We start from the raw sequence: 12,798 nt of genomic DNA on the forward strand, positions 1-12,798 counted from the left end.
TGCGGCGGCCGAGCGCCGCCACGCCCCGACACACGCCGTCACGTAGCACCGGCGCGATCCGCCGGTGTCGTCAGGCGGTGCGGAGGATGCGCTCGGTGACTCGCGCCCCGAACGCGAGGGCGTCCACGGGCACCCGCTCATCGGCGGCGTGGAACTGGGCGAAGACGTCGAAGTCGAGTGGGACCCGCAGGGGGACGAACCCGTAGCCCGCGATGCCGAGCCGGGCGAAGTGCTTGTTGTCCGTGCTGGCGGGCAGCAGGTACGGGACGACGACGCCGTCCGGGTCGTCCTCGCCTACCGCACGCTGGATCACCCCGAGCAGCGGTGCGTCGATCGGCGCCTCGGTCGCGGACCACCATCGCCCGAAGTCGACGTCGACGTCGTCGCCGGCGATCGCACGGACGGTGCGCCGCAGGTCGTCGTCACCGCCGGGCACGATCCGCAGGTCGAGCCGCGCGCTGGCCTCGGCGGGGATGACGTTGGTCTTCTCCCCGGCGGCCAGCACCGTCGGCGTCGCGGTGTTCCGAGTGGATGCCCCGACCAGACCCGCGACGAAGCCGAGCGACTCGACGTCCTCGGCCAGCGTCTCGTCCGTGAACGCGAGCCCTCTCGCCGCCCCGAAGACGTCGAAGAAGCGTTGCAGCGCGGGTGTGCGGACGACGGGGAACCGGTGCGCGCCGACCGCCGCGACCGCACGCGCGAGCCGTACGACGGTGTTATCGTCCCGGGGACGGGACCCGTGGGATGCCTCGCCCCGGGCGACGAGCGTGGCCCAGGACACGCCCTTCTCGCTGGTCGCGACGAGGTAGGCGCGCCGGTCGTGGCCCGGCCGTCCGGACAGCGGCACCGAGAAGCCGCCCACTTCGCTGAGGGCCTCGGTGACCCCGGCCAGCAGATCGGGTCGGTGCTCGACGATCCACCCCGCTCCCCACACACCGCCGCTCTCCTCATCGGCGAGAAAGGCGAACACGAGGTCGCGCCGGGGCACGATGCCCTCGCGCGCGTAGTGGCGCGCGACGGCCAGCAGCATCCCCGCGTAGTCCTTCATGTCGACCGCGCCCCGGCCGTAGAGGAAGCCGTCGTGGATCTCGGCGCCGAACGGCGGGCGCGTCCAGTCCGTCTCATCGACGGGCACCACATCGAGGTGCGCATGCACGAGCAGCGCCCCGGCAGCCGGCTCTCGACCGCGGATGCGGGCGACCACCGACGCGCGCCCCGGCCGCGGTTCGACGAGCTCCGCCTCGATCCCCGCGTCGGCGAGCCGCTCCTGCACGTATCGTGCGGCCCGCGTCTCGCCGTCGCCGATGGTCTCGGCGACCCCCGTGTTCACGCTGTCGATCCGGATGAGGTCGCGGACGAAGTCCAGCGTCTCCTTCTCGAGGAGCGACCCACCGGTCATGGGAGAGCGACCCGGTCGAGCGCCTGTGCGATGTCGGCGACGATGTCGTCCGGATCCTCGAGGCCGATCGACAGTCGGATCGTGCGCGCCGAGATCCCGGCTTCGGCCAGCTGGCCGTCATCGAGGTGGCTGTGGGTCATCGACGCGGGGTGCGCGACCAGGCTTCGCGCGTCGCCGATGTTGGCGACCAGCTTGACCAGCCCGAGCGCGTCGACGAAGCGGTGCACCCGCGTCCGGTCGGTCTCGGCGTCACCGCTCGAGGCGAGGTCGAACGAGAACACCGCCGGCACGCCTCGTGGGAGGTAGGTCGTCGCGGCATCCGCCCAGGCGTTGCCGTCGAGGCCGGGGTGGTGGACGACGTCGACGTGCGGGTGGGCATCGAGATACCGGGCCACGACGAGACCGGATGCCGCGTGCCGCGCCATCCGCAGATCCAGCGTCTCGAGGCCCTGCAGCAGCTGGAACGCGTTGAAGGGAGACAGCGACGGCCCGAGGTCATGCACGTACTTGGTCTTCAGCAGAGCGATGAACGCGAGCCCCTCCGCCGAGAACCGGTCCCACAGGACGACGTCGCCGACGCGCGCATAGGGCTGCGTGAGCTGCGGCCAGCGCCCGGGTTCGACACCGAAGTCGAACGAGCCGATGTCGACGACGACGCCCCCCATCGATGTGCCGTGACCGCCGAGGTACTTCGTCGCCGAGTGGACGACGAGATCGGCGCCGTGATCGCCGGGCCGCTGCAGGAACGGTGTCGCGACGGTGTTGTCGACGACGAAGGGGACGCCCGCGTCGTGGGCGATGTCGGCGACGGTGCGGATGTCGAGGACGTGGGCCGTGGGGTTCGTCACCGACTCCGCGAACAGCGCCCGCGTCGTGGGCCGGATCGCCCGCCGCCACGCATCCGGATCGTCCTGGTCGACGAAATCCACCTCGATCCCCCAGTCGGCGAAGGTGTCCTGCAGCAGATCCACCGTGCCGCCGTAGAGCTGGGCCGCCGCGACGATGTGCTCCCCGGCGCGCGCCAGCGCGAGCAGGGTGATGGCGACGGCAGCCTGCCCGGACGCGACCGCTGCCGCCGCCCGGCCGCCCTCCAGCGCCGCCACCCGCTCCTCGAAGATCTGCTGTGTGGGCGTGGAGGAGCGGCTGTAGAGGTTGCCGGCGCGACGGAGGGCGAAGATGTCCGCCGCGTCCTGCAGCGAGGCGAACTCGTACGCGGTCGTCTGATAGATCGGCGGCGCCACGGCGTTCTGCGGTGTGCCGGGGACGTATCCCGAATGCACCTGGAGGGACGCGAACCGGTCGGCGGGGGCGCTCATACGGCCCATTCCACAGGAGTGCGCGATGGCGGGACGCCGTGTTGCTCCGTGTGTCGGCGGGAATGCTTTGCGCGCGCGACCGGTTGTCGTGTGCGGAGGTTTCGCCGTATGACGTCACGAGAAGCACGCACGAGTACGTCCGCCGCGATCGGGCTAACGTCGCGGAGCATGAGTGAGGCATCCCCGCTCGGCGCCGCGCAGCCGCCGACCCACACGTTCGGTGAGTCGCTGTCGGCCGACGAGTTCAAAGCGGTCTTCCGGGGTCATCCCGGCGGTGTCGCGGTCATCACCGCCGACGCGGGCCACGGCCCGGTCGCGTTGACGGCGACGTCCGTTTCGTCCGTGAGCGCAGACCCGCCGCTGCTCATCTTCTCCGTGTCGGCGCTGTCGTCCGCAGCGAAGACGCTGCTGGAGGCTGAAACCGTGGTCGTCCACCTGCTCGACGCCGAGGACCTCCCGGTCGCCAAGACCGGCGCCACGAGCGGTATCGACCGGTTCGCGGAACTCCCCTGGTCACGCCTCGTGACCGGCGAGCCCGTCTACCACGGTGTCCGGGCGTGGGTCCGCTGCGCCGTCATCGACCGAATGGACGCCGGAGGCTCCACGATCATTGCCGCGCATGCTCTGCAGGCGAACATCGAGCGCGATTCCTCGATCCCGCTGGTCTACCACAACCGGACGTGGCACCGGCTCGGCGAGGACACGACGATCTGACGTCGTTCCCCTGCAGCGGGCGGCCGGACGTCAGGACCGGCGGGCGAGGTCGTCCAGCGAACCGGCGATGCGGCGGATGACCTCGGTCGCCGCGATGACCTGGGCCTCGTCCAGCCCGTCGATCACCGAGACGACGGCGCCGTGGTGGGCGCCGTACACCTCGTCCACGAGCTCCACCGCCGCGTCCGTCGGCACCAGGTAGTGCGCGCGTCGGTCGGTCGGGTGCTGCTCGCGGATGACATAGCCCTTGCCGACGAGTCGCTCGATCACGTTCGTGACCGTGGCGCTCGACGTTCCGAGCATGACGATGAGGCCCTTTGGGCTGATCTCGCGGTCCTCCCGCTGCGCCTGCACGAGGTACCGGAGGGCGGAGAGGTCGATGCTGCCGAGGCCGGAGATCCGCTGCGAGCGGTCGGCCTGGACCTGCTCGGCGTGACGCAGCTCCAAGATGGCGCTGCTGAGGTCACGACCGGCGTCCGTCTTCGGCTGCGCCGCATACAGATGGGTGTGTTCGTGACGAACGATCGATTGAGGCATGTCAGCTCCCCGGCTCGCTGCGCTTGTCGTTCATCCGATCGCCGCCCGAGCCTCGGCGACGACCGAATACGTCCCCACGATGCCACCGGCATCGTCTCGGGTGACGTAACCGGAAGGAGTGGACTCCACGGTTCCGAGGAACCGCCCGTGGGTGTTGCCGACCCAGAAGCCCTTCTCCACTTCGTGCCACGTCGCGACTGCGTCGCGGACGCCCACGCTGTCGTGCGAGTCGAGCATCGTCATCGGCTAGTCCACCTTACTCATTCAGATCTGTGACAGATTCTGTCCTTCTCGAGATCAATGATAGACAAGAGATGTGAAATCCACTAGATGTATTGTTTAGCTAGTAATTCAGGAACGGACAGATGAACCCCACCACCGCTCGCCCCGTACCCGCGCCCTTCACTGCGCTGGGAGTCGCACTCATCCCTGAGCAGCGCAACTGGTGGCGCGGCGGCATCATCGACGCCCTGTCTCGGCGCCGCCACCGCTCGACGGCGACGCCGGCCACCAACTGAACACCTGCACACGTCACACACCAGGAGGAATCATGGGAAACCTGTACTACGGCAACGTCGACGCCCCCATCACGATGCCCGATCGCGTCCTCGCCCATCTTGCGGCGATCGCGACGACCAAGCTGCGCCGCAGCGAGAGCTTCGTCGTCTCGTGGAAGGGCACCGAGGCCGACGGCCAGGGCCGCACGACGCTCTGGTTCCAGCCCGCAATCCCGCTGCGCTTCGTATACGAGCAGGCCGAAGCGATCGCCCTCAACCCCGCCACCCTTCGCGAGATGGCCGATCAGGCCACCTCCAACGGCGGCTTGGTGCTCGACGCCGACCTCGACATCCCCGAGATCTCCCAGAACCGGGCCGAGCCCCGCCGAGCCGTGGTGGCCGCGTGAGCGAGACCGATCTCTTCGACGACGCGGACGCCTTCGAGGACGCCCTCGCCGCCGACTTCACCGAGCGATTCGGCACTCCGCCGCTCTTGGTGTGACCATCCCCCTGGTGTGACGGACCCCGGAGGCTCCCCACCTCCGAACGTCGGCCCCCATCGCCGACAGACGTGCCGCAAGACCTCGCACTCCCCCGACTGCGACGTGTTGCGGCACGTCGCATGTCTGGGCGGCGTCAGTGGACCCGACCGGTGATGACGTCGTCGAGCAGGCTGAGTGCCGACCGGACAGCCGCGTCGAGAATCTCTTCCGGCTCGCCGTCGAAGTGCAGCAAACGATGCCCTGTCCGATCCCCCGTCGCCCAGCCTAGGTACACCGTGCCGGCCGGGTGCCCGTCCTGGTCGTCCGGTCCTCCCACGCCCGTCGTCGACACCGCGACGTCGGCGTCCATGATGCTTCGCGCACCCCGCGCGAGCTGCTCGGCGCACGCCGCGGAGCACGGGTCGGTGCCGGGCTCGAGGCCGAGCACCTGCTCCTTGACCCGTGTCTGATAGGCGACGATGCCTCCGGCGAACCACTCCTGTGCGCCCTCGCCGCGCCCGACCTCCGCGGCGAGCTTGCCGCTGGTCAGCGATTCAGCGACGGCGCAGGTGAGCCCCGCGCGGCGAGCGGCGGCGGAGATGTCCTCGACGATGTCAGGCAGAGGACTCCGCCTCACCGGGGTCGGCGGGCTCGGGAACAAGGTGCAGTCCCGCGGGCGAGTTCGCCGCGTACATCAGCGCCTCGGACCACGCACGGTTGATGCGCGACTGACGGCTGCCGTAGTACTTGAAGACGAGGGATGCGTGCGGGTGGAGCCACACCGACGTTCGCCCCTCGCCGATGCTCTTATCGTCGCGCCACGTGAAGTGGAAGGACTCGCCGCGGCGGAGCTTGTTGCCGATCACCTGCTGAAGGTGCGCCAGCGTGCGGTCCTCGAAGTCCACCTTGATGGAATCCTCATAGATGAACTTGCCCACTCGTTTCCTTCCCCGTGTCACCGCGGTCCCGCAGCGACGTCTTCCCATTATGGTGTCCCCATGGGCCTCATCTACTACGGCGGCTCGGCGATGCCGATTCGGATCGAGGATCGTGCGCTCGCGCACTTGAAGGTCGTCATCGCCACGAAGCTCCGCCGCTCCGAGAGCTTCACCGTGTCGTGGCAGCATCCCGACGACTTCCCCCGTGGCCGCACGACCATCTGGCTGCACCCCTCGATCCCCCTGCGTTTCGTCTTCGACGAGCCGGAGCCGCCGGAACTGAGCCGGGAGTGGATCGAGGAGCTCGCCACCTCCGCGAACTCGTCGGGTGGCATCCAGCTCGTGTCGGGCCTCTTCGAGGTCGAGCACGGGCCCGAGCTCAGCTCGGAGTAAACGCGCCCTCCGCGGCGCCGTCGTCCTCGGGCGCGTCGGGGATCGGGATCAGGGCGATCGGCACACCGGGGGAGATCAGCAGATGCGCCGGGCGAGGCGCGCCCTCGCCGTCGTTGACGGTGATCCAGCCGTGCCCCGACGCCAGCGCGGCCGCGATCTGACCCGCGATCTCCTCGTAGGTCTCCTCGCCGATGCTGTACTGCTCCCCGCCGTAGTGCACGTCGATCCGCTTCACAGCCCGACCTCCTCCTTCGCCGAGGCCGCCGTCGGCTCGGGCACGATGTAGAGCCCACCGGGCGAGTTCGCCACGGACGACAAGGCCTCGATCCACGCCATGTTCAGCGGCGGTCGCTCGCCGCGGTAGAACTTGAAGACGAGCGTGCACCGGGGGTGCAGCCAGACGCTCGTCCGACCGTCGCCGATCGACGGGTCGTCCTTCCACGTGAAGTGGAAGGACTCCCCGCGTCTCAGCTTCGTGCTGATGACGAGCTGCAGGTGGGCAAGCGCGCGGTCGTCGAAGTCGACTTTGAGCGTGCCGTCGTAGATGAACTTGCCCACCGCAGGATCACCGAGGGGTGCGGTTCTCGGCGCTGATCATCCACGCGAACTGCTCGAGCGACTCGAGGATGCTGTGCAGAATGTCGGCGCTCGTCGGGTCCTCGTCGTCGACGTCGTCGTGGACGTCGCGGCAAGTGCCGATGACGGCTTCGAGCCGCTCGGTGACGAGGTCGATGACCTCGGAGGTCAGGACCTCGCCGTGCGGGAACTCGGGGAGGGTGGTCGTCTCGGCGACCGTGTCGCTGCGCCCGTCCGGGACGGCGTGGAGCGCACGCATGCGCTCGGCGACGGTGTCGCTGAATTCGCGGGCGGCGTCGATGATCTCGTCGAGCTGCAGGTGGGTGTCGCGGAAGTTCTTGCCGACGACGTTCCAGTGGGCCTGCTTGCCCTGGATCGAGAGCTCGAGGAGGTCGACGAGCACGGCCTGCAGGTTGTCGCTCAGCTTCTGCGACGCGGTGAAGCCGCGCTCGGCGTTCTGCTCCTCGGTCAGTTGCGCACCCGACTTCGCGGGGCGGCGCTTGTTACGGGCGGCGGGCTTCGCCTCAGTGGTCGTCATGGGACATCCCTTCTTCGCGGAACGTGGATGTCCTTCACGCTACGACCGCGCATCGCGCCGGGGCATCGGGTTGCGTCCCCTCCTGCCCGGTGATAACCCCGCGACGAGGGACGGTTGCGCACGCCGGGTCGCTCGTCAAGCCTGCTGTCTCCGAGAACGATCGCGTCCACAGTGGACGGTGGCAGGAGGTTCCATGCCCACGACCCACCCCATCGAGGCGATCGTCGTCGTCGTGCCCGCGCGCGACGAGGAGGAGCTGCTGGCCGCGTCGCTCGGCGCCCTCGAGATCGCGGCACTGGCGGCCCGCGCCGCCGGCATCGGGGTGCAGATCGTCGTGGTCCTCGATGCGTGCCGCGACGCATCCGCCGACATCGCCTCCGCCGCCGATGTCATGGTCGTCGAGATCGACGAATGCTCGGCCGCCGCGGGCCGGAACGCCGGCGTGGACGCCGCGCTCCAGCTGTTCGCCGACCTGCCGCCCGAGCGGATCTGGACGGCGCACACCGATGCCGACTCGATCGTGCCGCCGCACTGGCTCACGCATCAGCTCTCGCTTGCGCGGCGGGGCGCCGTCGCGATCGCGGGTACCGTCCGCCCCGATTTCGCCGACCTCACACCCGAGCAGACCGACGCGTGGTGGGCAGCGCACACACCGGGGGTCGCCGACGGTCGCGCGCACGGAGCGAACCTCGGCGTCCGCGCCGACGCCCTCCGTGACGTCGGAGGATTTCCGCGCGCCGACCGGGAGGACATCACCCTCGTCGACGCGCTGCGCGGATCCGGCGCTGAGGTGGTCGCGTCGGATGCCGCCTGGGTGCGCACGAGCGGGCGCGCGGCACGGCAGGCAGGCCGGGGGTACGCCGAGCGCCTGCGGGACGACCTGCAGCGGGCGGCGGCCGACGGCATCCGTCGCGTCGCGCACCCGATCTCGATGATCTGACGCAGCCGTTCAGCCGTTCAGCCGGACGGCGACCGCCTCGAACTCCTCGTCGGTGACAGCGATCCCGGCCTCCTTCAGCCGCTGCGCGAGGATGGATCTCGGGTCCACGTCGTCGTGACCGGCGACGTCCGCGCGCGTCTGCACGAGGATGCCCTCGATCTTCTGGCCGGCGTCGGCGTCGTTCTGCGACATCATCGGCGCGGTCTGCGCAGGGTCGCCTGCGGTGCCGCGTTGGACGTCCCCCGCCCAGATCTCTTCGCGTCCGCCGTCCTGGCCGTGGTGGTCACCCGTGCGGCCGACATCCTTCGCATCGCTCATAGCGCAAGTGTGCTCGCCCGTTCCACGGACCGTTATCCCCTTGACCGTGTCGGCACGCAGGGATAGGCGCTCACCGGCGGCGTGGTCGCCCGGTGTGGATCGTTGGTCCGTCCCAGAGCGGTGACAGGCCTTCCGGCTCCGGATCGTCGAACGCCGGGGCCTGTCCGTCCGTCGGCGGGTCCTGCGGCTCGGGCACGGGGATCACGGCGATGGGCACGCCCGGTGTGATGAAGAGGTACGCGGGGCGAGGACTGCCCTCACCGTCGTTGACGGCGAGCCAGTGCTCGCCGGCCCGCGCGCCCTCCTGGATCTCGCGGTGCACGTCGTCGAGCGTCCGGTTGCCGACGCTGTACCACTGACCGCCGTACGAGATGTCGATGCGCTTCATCGGGTCTCCTCGGCTTCCGGCGGGCTTCGGTGCACCAGCATCCGACCTATCGGACGCGAAGGCCACGATCTTGACAGGCCGGGACGCAGACACTACCCGTCAGAGCGCGGCGAGCGGCGGACGGTGCGCGATCGGCTTCGGCTTGCCCCGACGCGAGGCGCAGGCGGCGAGATGGCGGGCGCCGCCGAGAAGGAGTTCGTCGACGGTCGGGAACCATGCGGTACCCGACCCGCCGTGGACCCAGGTGACGTCGTAGCCGCCGTCGGCCGCCTCCTCGACGTATGCCAGGAGGTTCGCCGCGTCGGCGCGCGAGACCCGCGAATTGCAAAGACGCCAGGCGCCCGGCGCCAGCGCCTCGAGCGTGAGTTGATGGACGGGGTCTGCGCTCATGGTCGCACCTCCGGGGTGTAGCGTGTCTGGCGATCGTCATTGACCGTCGGCGAGCAAACTGCCTCGCGGATTCACCATCGCTCGCAGAGCCCGTCTCACGGAGGGCCTTGACACACCGCGCACCCGGGGGTACCCGCCGCCGAGGTGAGTAGCAGACCCGGCGGGGCGGAGTCAATGCCCCCACGCACATCCAACAGCCCGCCTAGCGTTGGGCGTGCAAGGTAAGTAGGCGGATGGTCGAGTCGAGAGGTGTTCGGGTCACCGTTCCACTCCCCCGCTTATGACAGGCCCCGGCGATCGGGCTTATCGCCGGGGCCTTACCTGTGCAAGCCCCTCTCCCGTGGCGCCCCTCGGACGTACCGTCGGCCCACCGAACGAGAGGAGCACGACATGACCGATCACACCGAACGCGCGGAGTCGGACGGCTCGCTGCCCGGGGGCTCGCTGCCGGACGAGGACCCGATCGAGGCCGTCCGTCACGCAGCCTCGAACGACGAGAGCGTGCCCATCGAGAACGTCGAGCCGGGCGTCGACCCCGACTCGGCGGACTCGAGCAGGTCGCTGCACCGCGACGGCGACTGAGGTCCCCCGATCGGGGAGCGGCCGCATCCGAACGGGGTGCGGCCGCTCCTCTGCGTCAGCGGCTGTCGTCGACGAAGTGGGCGTATTCGTTGGCCCGCACCGCGACGTCGTCCACGTATCGCGTCAGCGGGTTGTACGTGAAGATCGCCTGCCGCCACCGTGCCGCGGTGTCGAGCGGTCCCGATCGGCAGAGGTACCGGCCGGCGGCGAGGGCGGCATCGTCGATGTGGTTCGGGTCTCGCGTGCCGTCGGCGTCGCCGTCGGCACCCCACCTCCGCCAGGTCTCGGGGATGAACTGCATCGGCCCGACAGCCCGATCCCACCGTTCGTCGCCGTCGAGCCGGCCGCCGTCGGTGTCATCGACGGCGGCGACACCGTCGCCGTCGAGGCGCGGACCCAGGATGCGCGGGGACACGAGTCCGCTCTCGTCGAGCGACGCTCCGCCGTACGCGCCGTGACGGGTCTCGACCCATCCGATGCCCGCCAGCGTGTTCCACGCGATCGCGCACGACGGCTGCTCGTTCGCGAGGGTGAGATCCGCCGCTGCGTAGGCGACGACCGCGCGACGCGGGATGCCGGTGGCCGCCGCGACCTCCGTCGCCCACGCCGGGTCGACGAGGTCGATCGCCGGCGCCCGCGCGGGATCGGCGCCCGTCACCGCGACGGCCGCCTCCGGGATACGCGCCGCTGTCGACGAGACCTCGGGCGGCGCCTGCTCGTCGCGCTCCGGGACGGACAGGCAGGCTGCCAGGAGCACGACGATCCCCGCCGGAACGACGCCGAGCGCGACCGCGACGACCGCTGACCGGCGTCGCTGGACCCGTGCGGAACGGCGGCGCCGACGTGCAGCCATCTCGACGCCTCCTCCCGCGCCGAACGGTGTCAGGGCGCCCGGTCCACCGTAGTGCCGGCCTCTCCGGATTCGCCGGGGACGGGCCCAGAGGCATCCACCCCTCAGATCGTCTCGAGCGAGCCGATACGACTGTCGTCGGCCGGCTCGCTCATGACGAAGAGCCCTCCGGTCGAGTTCGCGGCGTGGGCCAGCTTCTCGAGCCAGGTCCGGTTGATCGACGGGGCGCGCGAGCCGTAGTACTTGAAGTCGAGATCCGCAGACGGGTGGATCCAGACCGCACGACGACCGTCACCGACGCTCGGGTCGTCCCGCCACGTGAAGTAGAAGGACTCGCCCCGCTTGAGTTTGTTGCCGATGACGATCTGCAGGTGGGCGAGCACCCGGTCCTCGACTTCGGTCTTCACGAGCGTGTTGTAGTGAAACCTGCCCATGGGGCGGCCCTCCGGCCGAGAAGCAGCGCCGACCGCGAACACACCGCTGAGCGGTGCTGCGGATTCGTGGGGGTGACGTTTCTCCGTTGTCCCCCACCGTCCTCGCCTGCGGGCGTGTTCACAACCCCCGGCGGCGGATCGGACCCTCCCGCTCGGCGTGTCGGACTCCCGCGTCGAGGATCGCCGTCGCCGTCGCGGCGGGACTGTGCTCGTGCACGACGTGCGCACCTCCGGCGATCTCCACCACCGTGCCGCGAGGGGCCGCGGCCGCCAGGCGCCGGCACCATTCGGGGCCTGCGATCGGGTCGCGCGACCCGCGGACGACCATGACGGGCATCTGCAGACACCTCACGCGCTCCTCGAGCGGGTAGGCGATCATGTGGCGCAGCTGCGTCACGTACCAGCGCGGACCGCAGCGCAGGTAGTCGGAGAAGACCATCGCATTGACGCGGGGCGACTCGCGGAGGGTGTCGGCCGCGAGTGCGACAGCCTGCGCTCGGACGTTCCGATGCCGATCGTCCGCCACGGGGCCGACCAGAACGACTCGACCGGCGACGGCGGGGTCGCGCCGCGCAGCCTCGACCACCCACTGGGCGCCCATCGAGTGCCCGACCAGCGTCGCGGTACCGATCCGCAGTCGCCGCAGCGCGACGGTGAGCGCCGCGGCCATGGTGTCGATGTCGACGTCACGGCCCGGCTTCGGCATGCCGCCGTAGCCGGGCAGATCGACGGACAGGACCGTCGCGGACCGCGCCAGCTCACGGCGAAGGCCGCGCAGGTAGCGGTGCGACATGCCGATGCCGTGGACGAGGAGGACGACCGGAGCGGATGCCGACGGTGCGGCATCCGCGATCACGCCGAAGACGAGCCCGTCGACGTCGATGCGTCGGCGCGTCTCGCCGCGGGTCGTGATCAGGAGCGGGGCGCCGGGTGGCGCCGGGATGCGGGGACGAACGCGGCGCGCCCGATCCGGAAGACCACGACAGCCGCGACCACCCAGGGGCCGACCACGAGGATCGGATCCAGCCACACGTGCCGCTGATCGACCCGTCCGCGCCCGAATCGCGAGGCGACGGGGTGCCGCCCACGCTCGCCGAGGACGCCGGACTGCGTGATCGGATCGTCGGGGCGACGTGAGAACAGTGATCGCACGTGCGCTCCCGCCGACTCGACGCGGTCGCCGAGGATCAGCAGCATCCAGTGCGGGGTCTGCCCCTCGCTGTACCGCGCGTACGCGAGCCGGCGGATCGCTCCCGAGACGCCGTGCAGCGGCTGCGCCGTGCCGAACACGGGGGTGAGCCGTTCATGCTCGATCGAACGCTCCCTGCCATGCCCGAAGGGCTGCTGCTCGGGCAGGTCCCAGTGGGCGCCGGTGTCGATGCCGGGTTGTTCCCTGGGGAAGGCGGGACGGTCGGCGGGGTCGAGGTCGCTCCCCCACCCGGGGATGCGGCGACGGAGCTCGTCGGGATCGGGCGTCGGACCGGGCTTGTCTGCGGTGTAGGGCAT

Annotated in this window: 22 protein-coding genes; 6 read left to right on the forward strand and 16 right to left on the reverse strand. The window is 70.3% G+C overall.

All coding sequences use genetic code 11. The features are described from left to right. Window positions 1-70: 70 nt before the first annotated feature. Together KZX17_RS01985 and KZX17_RS01990 are read right to left on the reverse strand one after the other, a co-directional pair. Window positions 71-1,399, reverse strand: coding sequence for a M20/M25/M40 family metallo-hydrolase (locus tag KZX17_RS01985; protein WP_248171080.1), 1,329 nt, complete (start codon window positions 1,397-1,399; stop codon window positions 71-73). Continuing rightward, the gene (locus tag KZX17_RS01990) at window positions 1,396-2,715 is read right to left on the reverse strand and encodes an O-acetylhomoserine aminocarboxypropyltransferase/cysteine synthase family protein (protein ID WP_248171076.1); all 1,320 of its coding nucleotides are present in this window, start codon (window positions 2,713-2,715) and stop codon (window positions 1,396-1,398) included. Before KZX17_RS01990 ends, KZX17_RS01985 begins: the two co-directional genes overlap by 4 nt. A 168-nt stretch (window positions 2,716-2,883) precedes the next feature. On the opposite strand from KZX17_RS01990, the gene KZX17_RS01995 reads away from it, so the two are divergent. Continuing rightward, window positions 2,884-3,429, forward strand: coding sequence for a flavin reductase family protein (locus tag KZX17_RS01995; protein WP_248171073.1), 546 nt, complete (start codon window positions 2,884-2,886; stop codon window positions 3,427-3,429). Between the two features lie 30 nt (window positions 3,430-3,459). Here the strand turns inward: KZX17_RS01995 and KZX17_RS02000 are convergent, their stop codons facing one another. Beyond that, a complete protein-coding gene (locus tag KZX17_RS02000; RefSeq protein ID WP_248171071.1) occupies window positions 3,460-3,966 on the reverse strand; it encodes a MarR family winged helix-turn-helix transcriptional regulator in 507 nt (168 codons plus the stop codon). 30 nt (window positions 3,967-3,996) lie between these two features. Further along, on the reverse strand, window positions 3,997-4,209 hold the full coding sequence (locus KZX17_RS02005; protein WP_248171068.1) for a hypothetical protein: 213 nt from the start codon (window positions 4,207-4,209) through the stop codon (window positions 3,997-3,999). Between the two features lie 122 nt (window positions 4,210-4,331). Between KZX17_RS02005 and KZX17_RS02010 the strand changes: the two genes are divergently transcribed. Together KZX17_RS02010 and KZX17_RS02015 are read left to right on the forward strand one after the other, a co-directional pair. Further along, window positions 4,332-4,484 carry a hypothetical protein gene (locus tag KZX17_RS02010; protein WP_248171066.1) on the forward strand — a complete coding sequence of 51 codons (153 nt, stop codon included), beginning with the start codon at window positions 4,332-4,334 and terminating at the stop codon, window positions 4,482-4,484. A gap of 32 nt (window positions 4,485-4,516) precedes the next feature. Further along, a complete protein-coding gene (locus KZX17_RS02015) occupies window positions 4,517-4,870 on the forward strand; it encodes a hypothetical protein (RefSeq protein ID WP_248171064.1) in 354 nt (117 codons plus the stop codon). 229 nt (window positions 4,871-5,099) lie between these two features. Here the strand turns inward: KZX17_RS02015 and KZX17_RS02020 are convergent, their stop codons facing one another. Both KZX17_RS02020 and KZX17_RS02025 read right to left on the reverse strand, forming a co-directional pair. Beyond that, the gene (locus tag KZX17_RS02020; RefSeq protein WP_248171062.1) at window positions 5,100-5,582 is read right to left on the reverse strand and encodes a CinA family protein; all 483 of its coding nucleotides are present in this window, start codon (window positions 5,580-5,582) and stop codon (window positions 5,100-5,102) included. Next, a complete protein-coding gene (locus KZX17_RS02025) occupies window positions 5,560-5,883 on the reverse strand; it encodes an ATP-dependent DNA ligase (protein WP_248171060.1) in 324 nt (107 codons plus the stop codon). The genes KZX17_RS02020 and KZX17_RS02025 overlap by 23 nt, the downstream gene beginning before the upstream one ends. Window positions 5,884-5,943: 60 nt before the next feature. Between KZX17_RS02025 and KZX17_RS02030 the strand changes: the two genes are divergently transcribed. Further along, window positions 5,944-6,276, forward strand: coding sequence for a hypothetical protein (locus KZX17_RS02030; RefSeq protein ID WP_248171058.1), 333 nt, complete (start codon window positions 5,944-5,946; stop codon window positions 6,274-6,276). Here the strand turns inward: KZX17_RS02030 and KZX17_RS02035 are convergent. The 3 genes from KZX17_RS02035 to KZX17_RS02045 are packed head-to-tail and all read right to left on the reverse strand — an operon-like array spanning window position 6,263 to window position 7,390. Further along, a complete protein-coding gene (locus KZX17_RS02035) occupies window positions 6,263-6,511 on the reverse strand; it encodes a hypothetical protein (protein ID WP_248171055.1) in 249 nt (82 codons plus the stop codon). The two genes, KZX17_RS02030 and KZX17_RS02035, sit on opposite strands and share 14 nt — an antisense overlap. Beyond that, window positions 6,508-6,834, reverse strand: a complete 327-nt coding sequence (locus KZX17_RS02040) for an ATP-dependent DNA ligase (RefSeq protein ID WP_248171053.1) — start codon at window positions 6,832-6,834, stop codon at window positions 6,508-6,510. The genes KZX17_RS02035 and KZX17_RS02040 overlap by 4 nt, the downstream gene beginning before the upstream one ends. Before the next feature lie 7 nt (window positions 6,835-6,841). Then, on the reverse strand, window positions 6,842-7,390 hold the full coding sequence (locus KZX17_RS02045) for a Dps family protein (protein WP_248171051.1): 549 nt from the start codon (window positions 7,388-7,390) through the stop codon (window positions 6,842-6,844). Between the two features lie 193 nt (window positions 7,391-7,583). On the opposite strand from KZX17_RS02045, the gene KZX17_RS02050 reads away from it, so the two are divergent. Then, complete coding sequence (locus KZX17_RS02050; protein WP_248171049.1) at window positions 7,584-8,330, forward strand: glycosyltransferase family 2 protein; 747 nt, start codon at window positions 7,584-7,586, stop codon at window positions 8,328-8,330. A gap of 9 nt (window positions 8,331-8,339) precedes the next feature. Here KZX17_RS02050 and KZX17_RS02055 read toward each other — a convergent pair whose 3' ends face one another. The 3 genes from KZX17_RS02055 to KZX17_RS02065 form a co-directional block, all read right to left on the reverse strand. Next, the gene (locus tag KZX17_RS02055; RefSeq protein WP_248171047.1) at window positions 8,340-8,648 is read right to left on the reverse strand and encodes a hypothetical protein; all 309 of its coding nucleotides are present in this window, start codon (window positions 8,646-8,648) and stop codon (window positions 8,340-8,342) included. Window positions 8,649-8,718: 70 nt separating this feature from the next. Further along, window positions 8,719-9,036, reverse strand: a complete 318-nt coding sequence (locus KZX17_RS02060) for a hypothetical protein (protein WP_248171046.1) — start codon at window positions 9,034-9,036, stop codon at window positions 8,719-8,721. Between the two features lie 99 nt (window positions 9,037-9,135). Further along, entirely contained in the window at window positions 9,136-9,426 is a 291-nt protein-coding gene (locus KZX17_RS02065) for a hypothetical protein (RefSeq protein ID WP_248171044.1), read from the reverse strand. A gap of 390 nt (window positions 9,427-9,816) precedes the next feature. Here KZX17_RS02065 and KZX17_RS02070 point away from each other — a divergent pair, with 390 nt between their 5' ends. After that, window positions 9,817-10,008, forward strand: coding sequence for a hypothetical protein (locus KZX17_RS02070; protein ID WP_248171040.1), 192 nt, complete (start codon window positions 9,817-9,819; stop codon window positions 10,006-10,008). Window positions 10,009-10,063: 55 nt separating this feature from the next. On the opposite strand, the gene KZX17_RS02075 is transcribed toward KZX17_RS02070, so the two are convergent. The 4 genes from KZX17_RS02075 to KZX17_RS02090 form a co-directional block, all read right to left on the reverse strand. After that, entirely contained in the window at window positions 10,064-10,861 is a 798-nt protein-coding gene (locus tag KZX17_RS02075) for a lytic transglycosylase domain-containing protein (protein WP_248171035.1), read from the reverse strand. A 101-nt stretch (window positions 10,862-10,962) separates the two neighbouring features. Further along, complete coding sequence (locus KZX17_RS02080; RefSeq protein WP_248171034.1) at window positions 10,963-11,292, reverse strand: ATP-dependent DNA ligase; 330 nt, start codon at window positions 11,290-11,292, stop codon at window positions 10,963-10,965. A 118-nt stretch (window positions 11,293-11,410) separates the two neighbouring features. After that, window positions 11,411-12,148 (reverse strand): alpha/beta fold hydrolase, encoded by a 738-nt coding sequence (locus KZX17_RS02085; protein ID WP_248171033.1) that lies wholly within the window; start codon window positions 12,146-12,148, stop codon window positions 11,411-11,413. A gap of 56 nt (window positions 12,149-12,204) precedes the next feature. Further along, window positions 12,205-12,798 carry a hypothetical protein gene (locus KZX17_RS02090; RefSeq protein ID WP_248171032.1) on the reverse strand — a complete coding sequence of 198 codons (594 nt, stop codon included), beginning with the start codon at window positions 12,796-12,798 and terminating at the stop codon, window positions 12,205-12,207.

Source organism: Microbacterium sp. EYE_78 (assembly GCF_023149035.1).
Classification (GTDB): Bacteria; Actinomycetota; Actinomycetes; order Actinomycetales; family Microbacteriaceae; genus Microbacterium.

What these genes read in the sequence shown, in the direction of transcription:
- KZX17_RS01985 (WP_248171080.1), bottom strand. Translation starts at nt 1,399, where the DNA reads ATGACCGGTGGGTCGCTCCTCGAGAAGGAGACGCTGGACTTCGTCCGC.
- KZX17_RS01990 (WP_248171076.1), bottom strand. Translation starts at nt 2,715, where the DNA reads ATGAGCGCCCCCGCCGACCGGTTCGCGTCCCTCCAGGTGCATTCGGGA.
- KZX17_RS01995 (WP_248171073.1), top strand. Translation starts at nt 2,884, where the DNA reads ATGAGTGAGGCATCCCCGCTCGGCGCCGCGCAGCCGCCGACCCACACG.
- KZX17_RS02000 (WP_248171071.1), bottom strand. Translation starts at nt 3,966, where the DNA reads ATGCCTCAATCGATCGTTCGTCACGAACACACCCATCTGTATGCGGCG.
- KZX17_RS02005 (WP_248171068.1), bottom strand. Translation starts at nt 4,209, where the DNA reads ATGACGATGCTCGACTCGCACGACAGCGTGGGCGTCCGCGACGCAGTC.
- KZX17_RS02010 (WP_248171066.1), top strand. Translation starts at nt 4,332, where the DNA reads ATGAACCCCACCACCGCTCGCCCCGTACCCGCGCCCTTCACTGCGCTG.
- KZX17_RS02015 (WP_248171064.1), top strand. Translation starts at nt 4,517, where the DNA reads ATGGGAAACCTGTACTACGGCAACGTCGACGCCCCCATCACGATGCCC.
- KZX17_RS02030 (WP_248171058.1), top strand. Translation starts at nt 5,944, where the DNA reads ATGGGCCTCATCTACTACGGCGGCTCGGCGATGCCGATTCGGATCGAG.
- KZX17_RS02045 (WP_248171051.1), bottom strand. Translation starts at nt 7,390, where the DNA reads ATGACGACCACTGAGGCGAAGCCCGCCGCCCGTAACAAGCGCCGCCCC.
- KZX17_RS02050 (WP_248171049.1), top strand. Translation starts at nt 7,584, where the DNA reads ATGCCCACGACCCACCCCATCGAGGCGATCGTCGTCGTCGTGCCCGCG.
- KZX17_RS02055 (WP_248171047.1), bottom strand. Translation starts at nt 8,648, where the DNA reads ATGAGCGATGCGAAGGATGTCGGCCGCACGGGTGACCACCACGGCCAG.
- KZX17_RS02060 (WP_248171046.1), bottom strand. Translation starts at nt 9,036, where the DNA reads ATGAAGCGCATCGACATCTCGTACGGCGGTCAGTGGTACAGCGTCGGC.
- KZX17_RS02065 (WP_248171044.1), bottom strand. Translation starts at nt 9,426, where the DNA reads ATGAGCGCAGACCCCGTCCATCAACTCACGCTCGAGGCGCTGGCGCCG.
- KZX17_RS02070 (WP_248171040.1), top strand. Translation starts at nt 9,817, where the DNA reads ATGACCGATCACACCGAACGCGCGGAGTCGGACGGCTCGCTGCCCGGG.
- KZX17_RS02075 (WP_248171035.1), bottom strand. Translation starts at nt 10,861, where the DNA reads ATGGCTGCACGTCGGCGCCGCCGTTCCGCACGGGTCCAGCGACGCCGG.
- KZX17_RS02080 (WP_248171034.1), bottom strand. Translation starts at nt 11,292, where the DNA reads ATGGGCAGGTTTCACTACAACACGCTCGTGAAGACCGAAGTCGAGGAC.
- KZX17_RS02090 (WP_248171032.1), bottom strand. Translation starts at nt 12,798, where the DNA reads ATGCCCTACACCGCAGACAAGCCCGGTCCGACGCCCGATCCCGACGAG.